The 17,046-nt window shown below is 66.4% G+C and carries 12 protein-coding genes and 1 pseudogene; 5 read left to right on the plus strand and 8 right to left on the minus strand.

Annotated elements, in window-relative coordinates; genetic code table 11:
• Positions 1-440 precede the first annotated feature (440 nt).
• Positions 441-701, plus strand: a pseudogene (locus CKO27_RS20340) (transposase); the annotation flags it as partial.
• A gap of 57 nt (positions 702-758) precedes the next feature.
• Here the strand turns inward: CKO27_RS20340 and CKO27_RS20345 are convergent.
• Positions 759-1,217: a cyclic nucleotide-binding domain-containing protein gene (locus CKO27_RS20345; RefSeq protein ID WP_200376756.1), complete on the minus strand. Its 459-nt coding sequence runs from the start codon at positions 1,215-1,217 to the stop codon at positions 759-761.
• 187 nt (positions 1,218-1,404) lie between these two features.
• On the opposite strand from CKO27_RS20345, the gene CKO27_RS20350 reads away from it, so the two are divergent.
• From CKO27_RS20350 to CKO27_RS20360, 3 genes are all read left to right on the plus strand, one after another.
• The gene (locus CKO27_RS20350) at positions 1,405-2,511 is read left to right on the plus strand and encodes an efflux RND transporter periplasmic adaptor subunit (protein WP_200376757.1); all 1,107 of its coding nucleotides are present in this window, start codon (positions 1,405-1,407) and stop codon (positions 2,509-2,511) included.
• Positions 2,512-2,536: 25 nt separating this feature from the next.
• Positions 2,537-5,584 carry an efflux RND transporter permease subunit gene (locus tag CKO27_RS20355; RefSeq protein WP_200376758.1) on the plus strand — a complete coding sequence of 1,016 codons (3,048 nt, stop codon included), beginning with the start codon at positions 2,537-2,539 and terminating at the stop codon, positions 5,582-5,584.
• A gap of 120 nt (positions 5,585-5,704) precedes the next feature.
• Positions 5,705-7,378: an aspartate:alanine exchanger family transporter gene (locus CKO27_RS20360; RefSeq protein ID WP_200376759.1), complete on the plus strand. Its 1,674-nt coding sequence runs from the start codon at positions 5,705-5,707 to the stop codon at positions 7,376-7,378.
• A gap of 287 nt (positions 7,379-7,665) precedes the next feature.
• Here the strand turns inward: CKO27_RS20360 and CKO27_RS24680 are convergent, their stop codons facing one another.
• The 7 genes from CKO27_RS24680 to CKO27_RS20390 form a co-directional block, all read right to left on the minus strand.
• Entirely contained in the window at positions 7,666-7,854 is a 189-nt protein-coding gene (locus tag CKO27_RS24680) for a hypothetical protein (protein ID WP_242471040.1), read from the minus strand.
• Between the two features lie 60 nt (positions 7,855-7,914).
• Positions 7,915-8,148, minus strand: a complete 234-nt coding sequence (locus tag CKO27_RS24685) for a hypothetical protein (protein ID WP_242471041.1) — start codon at positions 8,146-8,148, stop codon at positions 7,915-7,917.
• A 451-nt stretch (positions 8,149-8,599) separates the two neighbouring features.
• Complete coding sequence (gene fghA / locus CKO27_RS20370; RefSeq protein WP_207280996.1) at positions 8,600-9,454, minus strand: S-formylglutathione hydrolase; 855 nt, start codon at positions 9,452-9,454, stop codon at positions 8,600-8,602.
• A 4-nt stretch (positions 9,455-9,458) separates the two neighbouring features.
• Positions 9,459-10,568, minus strand: coding sequence for an S-(hydroxymethyl)glutathione dehydrogenase/class III alcohol dehydrogenase (locus CKO27_RS20375; RefSeq protein WP_200376760.1), 1,110 nt, complete (start codon positions 10,566-10,568; stop codon positions 9,459-9,461).
• Between the two features lie 165 nt (positions 10,569-10,733).
• Positions 10,734-11,834 (minus strand): ABC transporter permease, encoded by a 1,101-nt coding sequence (locus tag CKO27_RS20380; RefSeq protein WP_200376761.1) that lies wholly within the window; start codon positions 11,832-11,834, stop codon positions 10,734-10,736.
• Positions 11,822-12,772, minus strand: a complete 951-nt coding sequence (locus CKO27_RS20385) for an ATP-binding cassette domain-containing protein (RefSeq protein WP_200376762.1) — start codon at positions 12,770-12,772, stop codon at positions 11,822-11,824. The genes CKO27_RS20380 and CKO27_RS20385 overlap by 13 nt, the downstream gene beginning before the upstream one ends.
• A 4-nt stretch (positions 12,773-12,776) precedes the next feature.
• Entirely contained in the window at positions 12,777-13,844 is a 1,068-nt protein-coding gene (locus tag CKO27_RS20390; RefSeq protein ID WP_200376763.1) for an HlyD family secretion protein, read from the minus strand.
• A 499-nt stretch (positions 13,845-14,343) separates the two neighbouring features.
• Here CKO27_RS20390 and CKO27_RS20395 point away from each other — a divergent pair, with 499 nt between their 5' ends.
• Positions 14,344-17,046 (plus strand): right-handed parallel beta-helix repeat-containing protein, encoded by a 2,703-nt coding sequence (locus CKO27_RS20395; RefSeq protein ID WP_200376764.1) that lies wholly within the window; start codon positions 14,344-14,346, stop codon positions 17,044-17,046.

Here is a 17,046-nt window from a genome sequence, read left to right on the forward strand (position 1 = left end):
CAGTCCAGGTGAGTGGCGAGCAGGGTTCGGAGCCGTTTGACGGTACGGATTTCAGACATCAGGACATTGGGGGCAGAATCTCATGGCGATGTCATTATAATCAATATCTTAATGTGAAATGCACTGTACTGAGATCAATTGCTTAAACAAATAGGCGGCAGTCACCGATCCACAAAAAACATACCAAAATACTACCTTGAGATCCGGCCTTTTCAATCGAAGATTCCGTTCAGAAAAAATGGTTGTAACGCGCCGATTTCGATGGCGGTCTTGGTGTATTGGAGTAGAACAAGCAGTTGACACTGGTGGCGAATTCATTTTTAGGCGCCGAGTGACGGAGCATTGACGTTGGTTCAGCGGTCCACGGTCTCAGGAAGACCTGACGGCTTGCCGCTCACCGACTCGTAGGTTTCCCATGTCGCTCCAGTTTCGCATCGCTTTTGACATTCCGCCTGAGTACACGCCGGGTGGCTTTCGCGGCCTTTCCTCACGGCACGTTGTGTTTGCGATTGGCAGAGGCATTGGGGGCGCTGTACGCCAATGAGCGATTTGCGGATCTCTTCCCCCGGCGCGGGCAACCGGCCGAAGCTCCGGGACGGTTGGCTTGGGTGATGGTTCTGCAGTTTGTCGAGAATGTGTCGGATCGCGCGGCGGCCGATGCGGTCCGGGGCCGACTGGACTGGAAGTATCTGCTCGGTCTGGTCCCGACAGGCCGCAGCAGTGTTGACTTTTCCCGAAATGGCGGTTGATGACAGGACTTAGCTCTTGGTTGTCGCCTCGATACAGGCGTTGCCAATAGCGACGAGATACCGCATGGTCACCTCGGTCATCGGGGCAAGGTCCCTGGCGGCCTGCGTCGAGGCGAGCAGATAGCCGTTCTCCCGCTTGACGATCCACCCCGCGGCTTCGAGGTCGCGGACCTTTCGACGCACGGTCTCGCGCGCGATGCCACTGCAGTCGGCGATGGACTGAAGGTTAATGGGGTCGGGGTCGGGCGCGTGCTCGTTCCTCGCCAAGACCATGATCTCGTCGTATGAAAGCCCATCGATGCGGCGACGCGGCAGGGTCCGCGAGCCAATGATGGCCAGCACCAGCATGCGATCTAAGTCCCCCCCGAAGTGCCTCCGCAGCGCGATCAGGAGTGCGCTGAACTCCTCGACATGCACCGGCCAGATGCGGCCGAAGTGGTGGGCCAGGTCTTCGTGCTCGAACGTCATGACCGAATCGGCTCAGGGTGGCGAATGCCTCGGGTCGGCGCGCTGGGCGGTCAGCCGATCGGGGGCGATAAGGTGACCGCCCATTTTGGGCGGTCGGCGCATTGCGGACAAGGGCCTGGAACCCGAAGCTTACCGGTCCGCTGCCGGTCCGCAATGGCCGGCGAGATCTCGCCCCAGGTTCCTCATCGTGTCGACAGAGATTCGCAAGCCTCCATGCCAGGGTCAGCCGGGTCACCACCTTGCTCGGGGGCGTCGGTTCACCGCCGCGCTGATCGCGGTCGCGGCGCTCTGCGGCTGTCAAGACCAGAGGCTGCCGACTCAGCCCATCGATCCGCCCTCGCGGCCGGCCGAGATCATGGAGATCGCCGCCACCGATCTCGACTCCGGTCTGCGCTTTCCGGGACGCGTCAGAGCCGCGCAGCGGGCCGCGCTCGCGTTCGACGTACCCGGTCGGATCATCGCGCTTCCGGTCGCGGAGGGTGAGCGGGTGGGCGCCGGTGACCTGATCGCGCGTCTGGACCCCGCCGCGTTCGACACGCGGCTTGGGGTGGCGAAGGTCGAGCTCGACCAGGCCACGGCGGACTACGAGCGGGTGCGCCAACTCTGGGAGAAGAGTAAGGCCGTTGCGCGCGCCGAGCTGGATCTGAAGCGCACGGCCATGGAAGTGGCCCGCTCAGGCTTCGCCGCCGCCCGCAAGGATCTGGAAGACACCCGCCTGACCGCGCCTTTCGCCGGCGTCGTCGCCCGTCGCTATCTCGAGAATTTCCAGACCGTTCAGGCCAAGGAGCCGGTGGTCAGCCTGCAGGATGTCAGCGCGCTGGAGATCGTCATCCATGTGCCGGAACGGGTCGTGCGCGCCGAGCCGCGCCGAGCGGCGGGCTATGCGCTGTTCGCTGAGCGGCCCGAGCGTCGGTTCCCGGTGACGCTCAAGTCCTTTTCGACCGAGGCGGACCCGCAGACCCAGACCTACGAGGTCGTGCTCGAATTGGCCAGCCCGGCGGACCTGCAGGTGCTGCCCGGGATGTCGGTCGATGTCTTTCCCAAAGATTCCGCGCGTGGCGACGGCGCAAGCGCTGTGCGTATTCCGCTGAAGGCCGTCGTGGCCGGACCCGACGGCGCGCCGGGCGTCTGGGTGGTCGACCCTGACAGCGCTCGGGTCGCGCGGCGGCCGATCGCCGTCGGCCCGGTCAGCGGCGCGGACGTCCTGGTGCGCGAGGGGCTCACGCCCGGCGAGCGGATCGTCACGGTCGGCGTCCACCGGCTTCGCGACGGCATGCGCGTTCATCCGCTCTGAGATCGGGATCCCAAGCGCCCCAACCATGAATCTTGCTGCCGACAGTCTGCACAAGCGCACCATCGTCTGGCTCGCCGCCCTGGTCGTGCTCGTCGGCGGATGGATTGGCTATCAGCAGCTCGGCCGCTTCGAGGATCCCGAGTTCGTGATCCGCCAGGCGGTCGTCGTCACGCCCTACCCGGGCGCGCTGCCGATTCAGGTCGCCGAGGAGGTGACCGACGTCATTGAGGGCGCCGTCCAGCAGTTGCAGGAACTCAAGGAGGTCAGCTCCGTCTCCAGCATGGGCCGCTCGCTGGTCAAGGTCGAGATCGACATGCGCTTCGCCAAGACCAGGGACGATCTGGAGCAGGTCTGGGACAAGCTGCGCCGCAAGGTCGACGACGCGCAGCGGCAACTGCCGCCGGGGGCCGGCCCATCCGTGGTCAACGACGACTTCGGCGACGTCTATGCCCTCTTCTTCGCGGTCACCGGCGACGGCTACGCGCTGGAGCAGATCGAGGACTATGTCGACAAGCTCCGGCGCGAGCTGGCGCTGGTGCCCGGTGTCGCCCGGGTGGCGGTCCTGGGCGCCCCGCAGGAGGCCATCTTCGTCGAGATCTCGGCGGCCAAGGCGGCACAGCTCGGGCTCTCGGTCGATGCGATCGGCGAGCAGTTGCGTCGGCAGAACCTGATTACCCCGGCGGGCGATCTACGCGCCGGCGAACAGAGAATCCAGATCAGCCCCACCGGCGCGGTCGATTCCGTCGAGGCGATCGGCAACCTCGTCCTCGCCTCCCCCGGCGGCGAGCAGGTGATCTTTCTGAAGGACGTCGCCCGCATTGGGCGAGGGCTGGTGGAGCCGCCGCAAGCCCTCATGCGCTTCGACGGCCAACCGGCCATCGGTCTCGGGGTTTCCAACATCACCGGCGGCAATGTCGTGGCCATGGGCGACGCCGTGCGCGCCCGGCTGGCCGAGCTGGAAGGCCAGCGCCCGGTGGGCATGGAGCTGAACGTCGTCTCCTACCAGTCCGACGCGGTGCGCGCGGCGGTGGACGGCTTCGTCGCCAATCTGGTCGCGGCGGTAGTGATCGTGGTGCTGGTGCTGGTGCTCTTCATGGGCCTGCGCAGCGGCCTCATCGTCGGCGCCGTGCTGCTGCTCACCGTCGCCGGGACGCTGATCGCGATGTGGCTCGACGGCATCGCGATGCAGCGTATCTCGCTCGGCGCGCTGATCATCGCGCTCGGCATGCTGGTGGACAACGCCATCGTCGTCACCGACGGCATCCTGGTGCGCCTGCGGCGCGGCGAGGACCGCGCCCGCGCCGCCGTCGCCGTGGTCCAGGCGACCCAGTGGCCGCTGCTCGGCGGCACCGCCGTCGGCATCCTGGCCTTCAGCGCCATCGGCCTCTCGCCGACGGACATGGGCGAGTACGCCGGCTCGCTGTTCTGGGTGATCCTCTACGCGATGCTGCTGAGCTGGCTGTTCGCGGTCACGCTGACGCCGCTGCTCTGCGTCTCGTTCCTCAAGGTCAAGCCGCTGGCGGCGGATGCGCCCCTTGGTCCGGTGCTGCGGCGCTACCGCGGGCTGCTGGGGCTGGTGCTGCGCCGCCGCGCCCTGACCGGGGCGGCGCTGATCCTGCTGTTGATCGCCGCAGTCGGCGGCTTCGGGCGGGTGCCGCCGGGCTTCATGCCGGAATCGGCGCGGGCGCAGTTCATCGTCGATCTCTTCCTGCCCCAGGGCACCGACATCGAGGTGACCGCGGCGGAGCTGGCGAAGGCCGAGGAGCATGTCCGTACCAAGCCGGGCGTGACCCATGTCAGCAGCTTCATCGGCCAGGGCGGGCTGCGCTTCATGCTGACCTACAGCCCGGAAGACCCCAACAGCGCCTATGGTCAACTGCTGGTCGACGTCGAGGACGCGGGCCAGATCGCTTCGCTGGTCGCGGCGCTGCAACAGGAGCTGGAGCCGCGGCATCCGGACGCCGACATCAAGGTTTGGAAGTTCATGCTCGGGCGCGGCGGCGGCAAGAAGATCGAGGCCGCCTTCCGCGGATTGGACCCAGTGGTCCTGCGCCGGTTGGCGGACGAGGCCAAGGCCGTCATGGCGAACGATCCGCAGGCCGTGGCGATCCAGGACGACTGGCGGCAGAAAGTGCCGGTGCTGCGTCCCGCCGTCGATCAGGTGGCCGCCGAGCGCGCCGGGGTCGGTGTCACCGAGATCAGCGTGGCACTGAACCGCGCCTTCAGCGGCAGTCACGTCGGGGTCTACCGCGAAGGTGATCGGCTGATCCCCATCATCGCCCGTGCCCCGGCGTCGGAGCGGCGCACGGCCGCGCAGTTGGAGAGCGTCCAGGTCTACAGCCCCACCGCCGGGCGCTATCTGCCGGTCGGCCAGCTCGTGACCGGGGTGAAGGTGGAGTGGGTGGACGCCATGATCCGCCGGGTCGACCGCTTCCCGACGCTCAAGGCCCAGTGCGATCCGCCGCCCGGCGCGCTGGCCGGCCCGCTGCTCGAGCGCCTGCGGCCCAGGATCGAGGCCATCGAGCGCCCGCCCGGCTATGCGCTGGAATGGGAAGGCGAAGACCAGGCGTCCCGAGAGGCGAACGCGGGACTCGCCCAGTCGGCACCCTATGGCTTCGCGGCCATGATCCTCGCGGTGGTGGTCATGTTCAACGCCGTTCGCCAGCCCCTGGTGATCTGGCTCACGGCACCGCTGGCCATCGTCGGCGTGACCGTCGGGCTGCTACTGTTCCAGGCGCCGTTCGAATTCATGGCGATCCTCGGCTTCCTGAGCCTGATCGGCATGCTGGTGAAGAATTCCATCGTGCTGGTCGATCAGGCCGATGCCGAGCGTCGGGAGGGCAAGCCGGGGCTGGCTGCGGTGCTCGATGCCAGCGTCGGCCGCGCCCGCCCGGTCTTTCTCGGGGCGCTCACCACCATCCTCGGCGTCGCGCCGCTGCTGGCGGATCCCTTCTTCAAGAGCATGGCCGTGACCATCATGTTCGGTCTGGCCTTTGCGACCCTCTTGACGCTGATCGTCGTGCCGCTGCTGTATGCGGTGCTGTTGCGGATTCGCGGCGATGCGCCCGGCTAGGTGCCGCGCCGCCACAGGAGCCGAGCGGGACGCCCGACATAACCGTATCCGATCCGTCTCACCCTTGACCCGATGGCGTCGGTTGGACGCGCTCTCATCAGACTTAACCCGAGGCCCTCCATGAACATCGATCTCTCTGCGTTGCTGAGCGATAACCCGATGCTGCTCCTTTTCACGGTGATCGGCCTCGGGTACCTGGCGGGCAACCTGCGCCTGGCGGGTCTTCAGGCGGGACCCGTCATTGGTGTCCTGGTGGTCGGCCTGTTCTTTGGCCATCTGGGATTCGTCGCGCCCGTCGGGGCTGGCACCTTCGGCTTTGCCCTCTTCATCTTCTCGGTCGGCATCCAGGCCGGCCCCACCTTCTTCAGCGCCTTTGCGGCGGACGGCGTGCGCTATGTGGTCTTGGCGCTCGTGGTGGCAGCTACGGCCGCGGCCTTGGCCTTCGGCCTGAGTGACCTCCTCGGCTTCCAGGACGGCTTCGGCGCCGGCATGCTCGCCGGGGCACTCACCAGTACGCCGACCCTGGCCGGCGCGCAGGACGCGGTCAACAGCGGGCTCGCGACCCTGTCCAGCGGGGTGACGGCGGAGCAGGCCCGGGAGAACATTGGCGTCGGCTACGCCATCACCTATGTCTTCGGCACCGTGGGGACGATCCTGGCGGTGCGCTTCTTCCCGCGCCTGGCCGGGATCGATCTTCCGGCCGAGGCCGCGCGCTTCGCCGAGGCGCGCGGTCTGAACCGCGGCCGTCGGCGCGGCAGCGGCGGCAGCCTGCCGATCGTGCGCGCCTATCGGGTCGGCGCGGAGGCGGCGGGCAAGACCATCGGCCAGATCAACGCCGAGCACGGCCAGGTCCAGGGCAAGATCCTCCAGATCAAGCGTGACGGGGCGCGGATGGACGCCTCCCCCGACCTGATGCTGCAGGAGCGGGACATCGTCTCCTTAATCGCCAGCATCGACGTCCATGCCCGCGCCCGTGAGCAGGGCGGCGAGGAGGTGCTGGATGCGGAGATGCTGAGCTATCGGGTCACTCGCCGCGAGATCGTGGTCGCCGAGGCCAAGGTCGTTGGCAAGCCCTTGAAGGATCTCGACATGCCGAACACCTATGGCTGCTTCGCCACGGGGCTGACGCGCGCCTCCGTCGACCTGCCCCTAGACCCCGCGTTGCCGCTGATGAAGGGCGATCGACTCGAGGTGGTCGGGGAGTGGGACCATCTGCGGCGTCTGGCCGAATTGATCGGATTCATTGAGCAAGACTTGGAGAAGACCGACCTCGCGACCTTTGCCTTTGGCATGATCGCGGGAATCCTCTTGGGGCTGGTCACCGTTGTCCTGGGAGACATCTCCATCGGCTTGGGAACGGCCGGAGGACTCTTGCTCGTCGGCATCCTCATTGGCTACCTCGGCTCGGTGATGCCCACGTTCGGGCGGGTGCCAGCCCCGGCGCGCTTCGTGCTGATGGAGTTCGGACTCATGCTCTTCATGGCCAGCGTGGGGCTGAACGCCGGCGGTGGGGTCGTTGCGGCACTCGCCTCCGTGGGGCCGCTCGTCATCGCGAGCGGTGTCCTCATCACCCTGCTGCCAGCCCTGGCCGGCTACCTGGTCGGGCGCTATCTGCTGCGCATGAATCCCGCGCTGCTCCTCGGCGCGATCACGGGGGCCATGACCAGTACGCCCGCGCTCAACGTGGTCACCGAGGCGGCCCGCTCGGGCGTCCCCTCACTCGGGTACGCCGGCACCTACACCTTCGCCAATGTCCTGCTGACCTTCGCGGGCGCGCTGATGATGGTGTTCTAGCGTGATTCAGCGAAGCGACTGTCCATCCATTGCGGCCCGACTTGCCGGCACCGCCAAGCGCAATCCAGGCGGCAGCGTTCCAACGTAGACCGGTCGCTCGCACGACGAGCGTGGGTGACCGCTCTTGGCCGAGTCCAGGCTGTCGCCATACGCGATCCCAGTGATCGCAGTCGGGGCAGCTCCGTCACTGGGCAAGGTGGCTCGACTGACAGCAATCCGCGTATTCCGGTCGCACCCGGCTCCCTTAATAATTCCAGATCATTACCGACTGAACGCTCTCCATACCGTCACAGCACCCGCCGAAACACATCAAACCGTTCAGCCAGATAGTCCCGATTCGGCCGATCCCGCTCATGGTGCGGAAGCTGGATCTGTTGACCGTGTAATCCCTTGGTCCCCGCCTCCAATGTTGGCCCATCGTGCTGCGCGAGCACGGACTCGGCGATGACGATCCGCCCGTCTGGGTCGATCCCCAACAGATTTCGGTCATAGGCGGTGTGGTGCAGGATCGAGAGACAGAAACCGTTGGTGAGATATTAGCGGGCGGTGCGTCCTTTCCGGGGTTTGGTGGTCTTGATGCTGAGGACGCCGCGCGTCATCTGTCTCGGTCGATGAATGCCGCGCGCCTTGCCGGCGAGATAAACCCGCTCGCCGTCGAACTCGAAACCCTCCTGAATCGCCTCCCAGGCAACGGCTCCGCCGTAATCGTGCATGAGCCGCGCGCAGCGGGCAAAGGCCGCCAGACGAATCTCGTGGTCTCGATCAATCAATCGAATCGACTCCCTTTCGCGCGGCAGGGCGATTCGGTTTGACCCGAAGCCAGCGGTCGATGACCGCTGGCGTCATGGCGGCGTAGTCGTTTTCGTTGCATGGCCGTTCCTGTACAAGTTTCGCGACGGCCCGCATGTTGTCGGTATGTAATGACACAATCCGTTTCCTTTTATCAGGTAGTGCCCCAATCAGCAGGATGGGCTATGGCGGATCGCCGGCGGTAACGCCTGTCTAACGGGGCTTCCGAAGAAACCCGTTCGGGTAGCCATCCTGCGAATTAAGGCACCACCCGCTCATCAACACCTTTTGGCTCACCGCCCGCCTGCGCCCGAGTCAAGTCGGCCAAGCACCGACGCCTGCTCCGATGTCAAGACTCGAGCCCGTGCGGGTCTGGGAGCTGTCGGTGTGACGTCCATGGCGGCGGATCCTCGGGTCTCCAGGAGGCGCCGGCTAGTCCCTCAGGGCGCGCGCATGGTAAGCCAGATGCTCGCCGATGAAGGAGGCGATGAAGTGGTAGCTGTGGTCGTAGCCCGGCTGCATCCTTAGGGTCAGTGGAAAGCCCCGTTCCGCGCAGGCTTGCGAGAGCGCCTCGGGCCGGAGCTGTCCGTCGCGGAGAAATTCGTCATCCGTGCCCTGGTCGATCAGCAGCGGGATCGGCGCCGCGCCGGCGCGGATCAGCTCGGTCGCGTCCCACTCCCGCCAGCTCGCCCGGTCCTCGCCCAGATAGGCGCCGAGGCAGCCCTGGCCCCAGCCGCATTCCATCGGGTTGCCGATGGGCGCGAAGGCGGATACCGAGCGGTAGAGACCGGGATTCTTGAGCGCGCTGATCATGGCGCCGTGGCCGCCCATGGAGTGCCCGGTGATGGATCGCCGCCCTGGAATGAGCGGCAGCTCCCGCTCCACCAGGGCGGGCAGTTCCTGGTTCACATAGTCGAACATCCGATAGTGCGCCGCCCAGGGCGGACGGCTGGCGTTGACGTAAAACCCGGCGCCCTGGCCGAGATCGTACCGATCCGGTGCGTCGGCCACGTCCTCGCCGCGCGGGCTGGTGTCCGGCATGACCAGCGCCAGCCCCAGCTCGGCGGCATAGCGCTGGGCGCCGGCCTTGACCCGCACGTTGTCGTCGGTGCAGGTCAGTCCCGATAGAAAATAGACGGCGGGCACCGGAGCGGATTCCGCCTGTGGCGGCAGGTAGACCGAAAAGGTCATGCGGCAATGACAGGTCTCGGAGTCGTGGCGGTAGCGGTCCAGCCAGCCGCCGAATTCCCGGACGTGTTCGATGCGTTCGATGCGCTCCATGGTCATCTCCTCAAAAAACGATCACGGAGCGGATGCTTTCGCCGCTGTGCATGAGGTCGAAGGCGCGGTTGATGTCCTCCAGCGGCATCGTGTGGGTCACCATCCGGTCCACCTCGATCTCGCCTGCCAGATACCGGTCGACATAGCCCGGCAGTTGGCTGCGGCCCTTGACGCCACCAAAGGCGGTGCCTTTCCAAGTGCGCCCGGTCACCAGTTGGAAGGGGCGGGTGCGGATCTCCTGCCCGGCCCCGGCCACGCCGATGATGGTTGAGACGCCCCAGCCCATGTGACAGCACTCCAGGGCCTCGCGCATCACGTCCACGTTGCCGATGCACTCGAAGGAATAGTCGACGCCGCCCTGGGTCATCTCGACGATCGCCTCGGTGACGCTGCCGGTCAGCTCCCTCGGGTTGACGCAGTCGGTGGCGCCGAGCTGGCGGGCCATCTCGAACTTGGCCGGATTCAGGTCGATGACGATGATGCGCGCGGCCTTCGCCATCACCGCGCCCTGCACGACCGAGAGTCCGATGCCGCCGAGACCGAAGACCGCGACCGTCGAGCCGGGCTCCACCTTGGCGGTGTTCAGCACCGCGCCGATGCCGGTGGTGATGCCGCAGCCGAGCAGGCAGACCTTGTCCAGCGGCGCCGCCGGGTTGATCTTGGCCAGCGCGATCTCGGGCACTACGGTGTACTCGGAGAAGGTCGAGCAACCCATGTAATGAAAGATCGGCTTGCCGTTCTGGGAGAAGCGGCGGGTGCCGTCCGGCATGTAACCGGTCCAGACGGTGGAGGCGATGGACTGACAGAGATTGGTCTTGGTGGAGTGGCAGTAGGCGCACTCGCCGCACTCCGGGATGTAGAGCGGGATGACGTGGTCGCCCGGCTTCAGATCCTTGACGTCCGCTCCGCATTCCAGCACCTCGCAGCCGCCCTCGTGACCGAGCACGCAGGGAAAGGCGCCCTCCGGGTCCTGGCCGGAGAGCGTGAAGGCATCGGTATGGCAGACCCCGGAGGCCACCACCTTGAGCAGCACTTCGCCCGCCTTCGGGCCTTCGACATCGATCTCTTCGATGGAGAGGGGCTTGGCGGGCTCCCAGGCAACGGCGGCTCTAGCTTTCATGGGTCTCTCCGGTGGTCGATGGTTGGGTGGATCAAGGCGCGCTGTGTTCAGCCAAAATCGGTCCGGCCGGTCAGGATCACAATGGTCGCGCCCGGTCGTGATCCGCCCCGAAGGATGGCATCGCTCGCAACCCATTGGTAGGCCGGTCCATGGCCAGGCCGAGGCTCAATCCAGGGTTTTCCGAAACCGGCCGACCGCCACGGCGAGGGTCAAGACGGTAAAGGCCAGCAACGCCAGCACCTCCCCCGGCATGTCCCCGAGTCCCGCGGCGCGCAGCATGATGCCTCGGATCAGGCGCACGAAGTGGGTCAGCGGCAGAAGCTCGGCCAGGTACCGGGCGGCCGGGGGCATGCCGTCGAATGGAAACATGAATCCGGACAGCAGGATGGACGGCAGGAAAAAGAAAAAGGTCATCTGCATGGCCTGGAACTGGGTCTTGGCGACGGTGGAGATCACCAGTCCGAGGGTGAGATTGGCGGCGATGAAGAGGCCCGCGGCGCCGTAGACATGGAGCAGCGGACCCCGGATGGGCACGTCGAACAGCCAGGCGCCGAGCAACAGGATGAGGGTCACCTGCACCAGTCCGATCAGGACATAGGGCAGGATCTTGCCGATCATGAGTTCGATGCGCCGTACCGGGGTGTTGATCAGCAGTTCAAGGTTGCCGCGCTCGCTCTCGCGCACGATGGCGACGGCCGTGAACAGCACCATGGTCATGGTGAGGATGACGCCGATCAGTCCGGGAACGATGTTGATCGCCGAGCGCCGCTCCGGGTTGTAGTAGTTGCGGATCTCGTAGACGGGCTCGCGTCGGGCCGGTTTGGGCGTGCTGTCGTAGCCAAGCTCCAGGGCCGCGAGTTGGCGCGCCGAGGCGGGGATGGTCGGATCGGTTCCATCCACCAGGAGCTGGCCGGCGGCGCGGCTCGGATCGGCCAGGCGCCGACCGAAGTCCGCGGGGATGAGGAGGCCCACGTCGATCTCGCCCCGGCCGAGCATCCGTTCCAGCTCGCGCGCGGTGTCGACCCTGGCCCGGATGTCGACGACCTGGGAGGCTTGGCTTGCCGCGATCAGCTCGCGGGACAGGGAGGTCTGGGCCTGGTCGGCGACGGCCGCGGACAGGTGGCGGACATCGGTGTTGATGGCGTAGCCAAAAAGCAGGATCTGCAACACCGGGATGCCGGCGATCATACCGAAGGTGAGGCGATCCCGGCGCAGTTGGCGGACCTCCTTGCCGACGATGGCGAACAGGCGCCTCAGCCCTCCCATGGGACAGGCTCCCGGGCATCACGGGTGGCCATCACGAACACGTCCTCCAGTCCGGGATGGGTGAGCGTCACGCTGGCGCGGATCCGCGCTCCGTCCAGCAGACGCCCCACCAGGTCCGGCGCGTCCGCGACGGAGCGCTCCACCAGCACCCGCAGACGCACCCCGAGCTGGGTGACGCCGAGGATGGGCTCCCGTCCGAGGAGAACCTCGCGGGCGGCACGGGGATCCGCAGTTTCGACCTCCACCACAAGGGCATCCATGGCCTCGTAGAGATCGCGCGGGGCGCCGTCGGCCACGATCGCGCCATGATCCAGGATCGCCAGACGGTGGCAGCGTTCCGCCTCGTCCATGTAGTGCGTGGAGACGAGGATCGTGGTTCCCTCGGCCGACAGCTCGAACAGGGTCTCCCAGAAGTCGCGGCGGCTCTGGGGGTCGACCGCGCTGGTTGGCTCGTCGAGGAGCAGCAGGCGCGGGCGGTGCAGGGTCGCGGCGGCGAGCGCCAGGCGCTGCTTCTGGCCGCCGCTCAGGGTTCCGGCCCGCTGGCGTGGCCGATCGCTCAGATGGTAACGGGCGAGCTGCCCCTCGACGCGGGCGCGAAGCTCGCGTCGGGGGATACCGTAGATGTTGGCGATGAAGGTCAGGTTTTCGCGCACGTCCAGATCCTCGTAGAGCGAGAACCTTTGGGTCATGTAGCCGATCTCCTGCTTCAGGGCTTCGGCTTCGCCCGGAACCCGGCGACCGAGCACGCGGGCCTCGCCCTCGGAGGGTGTCAGCAGGCCGCACAGGAGGCGAATGGTGGTGGATTTGCCCGATCCATTGGGACCCAGGAAGCCGTAGATCTCGCCGCTGGGGACGCGCAGATCCAGATGGTCGACGGCGGTCAGCTCGCCGAAGCGCCGGGTGAGTCCATGGGCCTCGATGGCGTAGTCGTCCGCCACTGGATCAACGCTCGACAACCGGCATCGGGGTCGAGGTTCCCTCTGTCATGAACCGGGCCTCCAGCGGTGGTCCGGCGGGCAAATCCACGGGCGCGTCCGGCAGGTCGATTTCCGCCAGGTAGGCGAGCCGTCCCCGATCATGCTGGGTCAGCGCGAAGAAGGGCGTGAAGGCGGGATCGGAGTCGACCTTGCGGACGCGGCCGACCAGAGGCTCGGCGAGGCCGTCCACCCGCACCTCCGCGGCGGTCCCAGGCACGACATGCGCCCTCTGGGCCTCCGGGACATAGACCCGGGCATAAGGCCGATCCCCCGCGAGCAATACCGCGACCACGCCCCCGGCCGGGGGTTGCTCTCCCAGCTCGAAAGGCAGGTCGTCGAGCCGGCCGGGGACCGGGGCACGGACGGCGAGTCGCGCGAGATTCAGGGCCAGGATCCGTGTCGAAGCCTCGGCTTGGGCGAGGGTCGCCTGGGCCTGGTCCAATTCCTCCCGAGTGGTGCCCGCAGTCAGTTCAGCGAGCGCCGCCTGGGCGCGATCATGCTCGGAACGCGCCGCCTCGACCAGCCGCCGCGCCGTATCCACGGCCTCGGCGCTGGCGAGCTGGCGACCCAGGAGCTGGTCCAGCCGCGTCAGCTCCCGCTCGCGAATCCCGAGCGCCTCCACGGCACCGCGCAGACGTGCCTGGGCCTCGGCGATGCGTTCCTCCCTGGGACCGCGCCGCAGCTCCGCGAGCCGCGCTCGCGCCACGGCCTGGGCGGCCTGGGCCTCCGCCAGTCGGGCCTCGGCGCGTCTCGGGTCGAGCTGAAGGATCAGGTCTCCATCGGCGAGCCGCTCGCCGGCTCGGGCGGTAATGGCGACGATCGGCTCGGAGACCTCGGCCACCAGTTCCACGCGGTCCCACTCCAAGGTGCCGACGGCCAGATCCTCGGGGGCGTCGCAGCCGGTGACGAGCAACAGGCCGAGAGCGATGGTCGCGGCCGCAGGGAAACGGAAGCCGTGGGCGCGCCCAGGCGGAGGCCGAGGCCCGGCGAACGGACGACCCTGGATGAGTCCGGTGTGGCTCTGGAGCTTCATTCGCGTTCCTCGCGGAATGATGGGGCCGGATTCATGTCTCCGCTCTCGCTGGCTGGCGGTAGACCTGGCTGGAGCGGATTCTGGAGGGATTGGATGCAAAGTCAATGCGCCTGGGCGCTGACCCGACGGCGTGAGAGGGTGCCGTTTTGACGGTGGCGCGATCAGCTCCAGCCATCGAGTGTACGAGACAAGGTTGGCAGACAAAATCCATGGCCGCTCACCATTTTTCGCGCCCATGGACTACCTTTTCCACAAGAACATAGGCGCGACCAACCGACGCCTATCGGCGGACGGATGTTTTAGGCTTGCTTGGACCCCTTTCTCCAGACCCTTCGTCATCGCTCTCGGTGACGTTGGTCATGCTGACCCTGGTCTCACGAGTTCCCGATGATTGAAAACGCCTTGAGGACAACCTCAAGCGGCGCCAAGGGCTGCGCCTTCTTCGCCAAGCGCACTGTCGGGCATGAACTTTTCTTTCTCGGTACACAGGAGAATTTCGATGAATGACCGGAGGCCAGAGGCCACATCACTGAATTCGAAGCCCCATCCGCTCGCGCTGGCCATTGCCGCCTGTCTCGGCGCCCGCCCCGCCGCCCTGACGCTGGCCCTGGGACTCACGACCGCGCTGGCAGTCTCGCCCGCGATCGCCGCGCGTTTCGATGTCACCAATCTCAATGATTCAGGCCGAGGCAGCTTGCGTCAGGCCGTCCTGGACGCCAACGCCCTCCCTGGTCGCGACGAGATCCTGGTGGATTCCTACCTGAGCGGGGCGATCCGGCTGACCTCGGGGTCGATCAGGATCAGCGATTCGGTCGCGATTCTGGGTCCGGGACGGGACGTATTGACGGTCGATGGCCACGATTCCACGACCAACGTCTTTTACATCGCACCGCCCGGCTGGCCGGATTGGGAGCAGGCGTGTCGAGATAACCCTGACACGGAGGTCAATGCGCCACGCGTATCGCTGTCCGGCCTCACCATCACGCGGGCGACCGAGGCGGCCGTTGAGATCCGTAGTAACTATGACTGCTCCATTCATCAGCCAACGATCACGATCACGGACGGCGCCATCAGCCAGAGCGGGCAAGGGGTTTCATCCTTGAGCAATAGCCCCTCGGATTCCATCGACAACAGCCTGATCACGGACAACGACGGGGCCGGCATCACAAAATACGCGGGAACCTTGAGGGTCACGAATTCCACGATCCGCAACAACGACACCGGCATCTCGACGGGCACCTGCTCCAGATTCGGCGGCGGACTCGGCGCCAGGCTCGAATTGGTGGATAGCCTCATTTCCGGTAACACCCAGGCCGGCGTCCATGGTAGCCGCGCGACCGTCACGGGTTCGACCATTACGGACAATGGATCTGGCATTAATCAGCGAGCATTTCTTGGCTGTGGCGATCTATTCGTGGGAGACAGCCGCATTGCCGACAACGCGGGGCCAGGAATCGTCATCCTCGATGCCTTCATAGCTGACAGTAATCAGTACCAGCCCGTCCCTGGTTTGGCGATCGTCGAGAACACCACGATCACCGGTAATCAGGGCAGCGGACTCTGGCTGGACGCTCCCGCTTTCACCGTGGAGATTCGCCACAGTACGATTGCCGACAATGTCGCCGCCAATCTTCCACCCACTCCGCCGGATGTGATCCCCGCGGGACTCGTCGGTGGGGGAATCTTCGCGGACTGGTCAAGGTTGGCATTTTTCAATTCCATCGGATATTTGACGATCGGATCCCTGAGCATCGAAAACACCACCATTTCAGGCAACGAGGCCACGCAGGGCGGCGGCATTTACCTCAAGGGGTTCCCTGGACTGACCCAACCCATCTCGCTGACCTTGGCCAATACCACGGTTGCCGACAATGCCGCGTCCCAGGGCGGCGGCGTGGCCATCACCGACTTCACGCTGGCCCTGCGGAATAGCCTCATCGCGGACAATCGCGCGACGGACAGTTCACCAGACCTCCAGGGCCAGTTCACGGCCGATTTCTCCCTGATCGAGAACCGCGACGGGGCGATCATCCAGGAGGTGACGTTTGGCTCCAACCTCTTCGGCGCCGAGCCCCAACTCGGCCCCCTCCAGGACAACGGCGGCCCGACCCTGACGCAGGCCCTGCTCGCCGGCAGTCCGGCGCTCGATCGCGGCGATCCCACCTTCGCCCCGCCGCCCGCGTTCGATCAGCGCGGCTCCGGCTTTGCCCGGGTCTCCGGGGGGCGTCTGGATATCGGCGCCTTCGAGTCGCAGGACGGCTTCTCGGGCGCAACCCCCACGCGGATCCTGGCGCTCGGCGACATCGACGGCAACGCCATCCCGGACATCGCGGTGCTGCTTGAGGACGCGGCGGGAGGTACGGCCTCGGTGTTCGTCATGGACGCCCGCATCGGTGCCCAGTTACGCAGTCTCGCCCTCGATCCGGCCTACGCCCCGCTCGATCTGGCGCTGGTACCTGATGTCAACGGCAATGGCGCCCCGGAGCTGGCCATTCTGGGACAGGGCGCGGATCAGCGCTCGCGGGTGGAGATCCGCGACACCCTCACCGATGCGCTTCTGAAGGTGATCGCCTACGATTCCGTCCTCGCGTCGCCACGCCTGGAGGCGGTGGCGGATCTCAACCGCAATGGCTCGTCCGAACTCGCGGTGCTGGGACGCCTGGCGCGCACGGGGGCGCCGACCGCCGAGATCCGGGACAGCCGCGGGGGTTGGCGGCTGAGCCAGATCTCCTTCGGCCAGGGGTTCCAGCCGATCGACCTGGCGGCGCTGGCCGCGGGCCATGGTCAGCCGGCCCCGACACTCGCCATGCTCGCGACCAACACGGCGGGCCAGCCCAAGGTGGAACGGCGCAACGCCCGCGACGGGGCGCTGGTCAAAAACCTCTGGCTACCCAAGGGGACCACCCCGGCGCGCTTGGCCACGGTGCTCAAGGTTACGGGCAACGGCAACCCCGCGTTCGCGGTGCTGAGAGGTGACGCCAACGGCTCGCTGCAGGCGGAGTTGTACGATGCCGTGACGGGTGCCCTGGTGCGCAAGATCTGGTTCGAACGGCTCCAGCCGCTGGATCTGACCGTGCTGCCCGACATGAACGGCAATGGGAAACCGGAGCTGGCGGTGCTCGGGACCAACGCCAGCGGCGTGGTGCGGCTGCTGATCAAGGATGCCGTGACCAAGGCGACGCTGAGCGCACTGGACTTCTAG

The sequence above is a fragment of the Thiocystis violacea genome (assembly GCF_016583575.1).
Taxonomy (GTDB): Bacteria; Pseudomonadota; Gammaproteobacteria; order Chromatiales; family Chromatiaceae; genus Thiocystis; species Thiocystis violacea.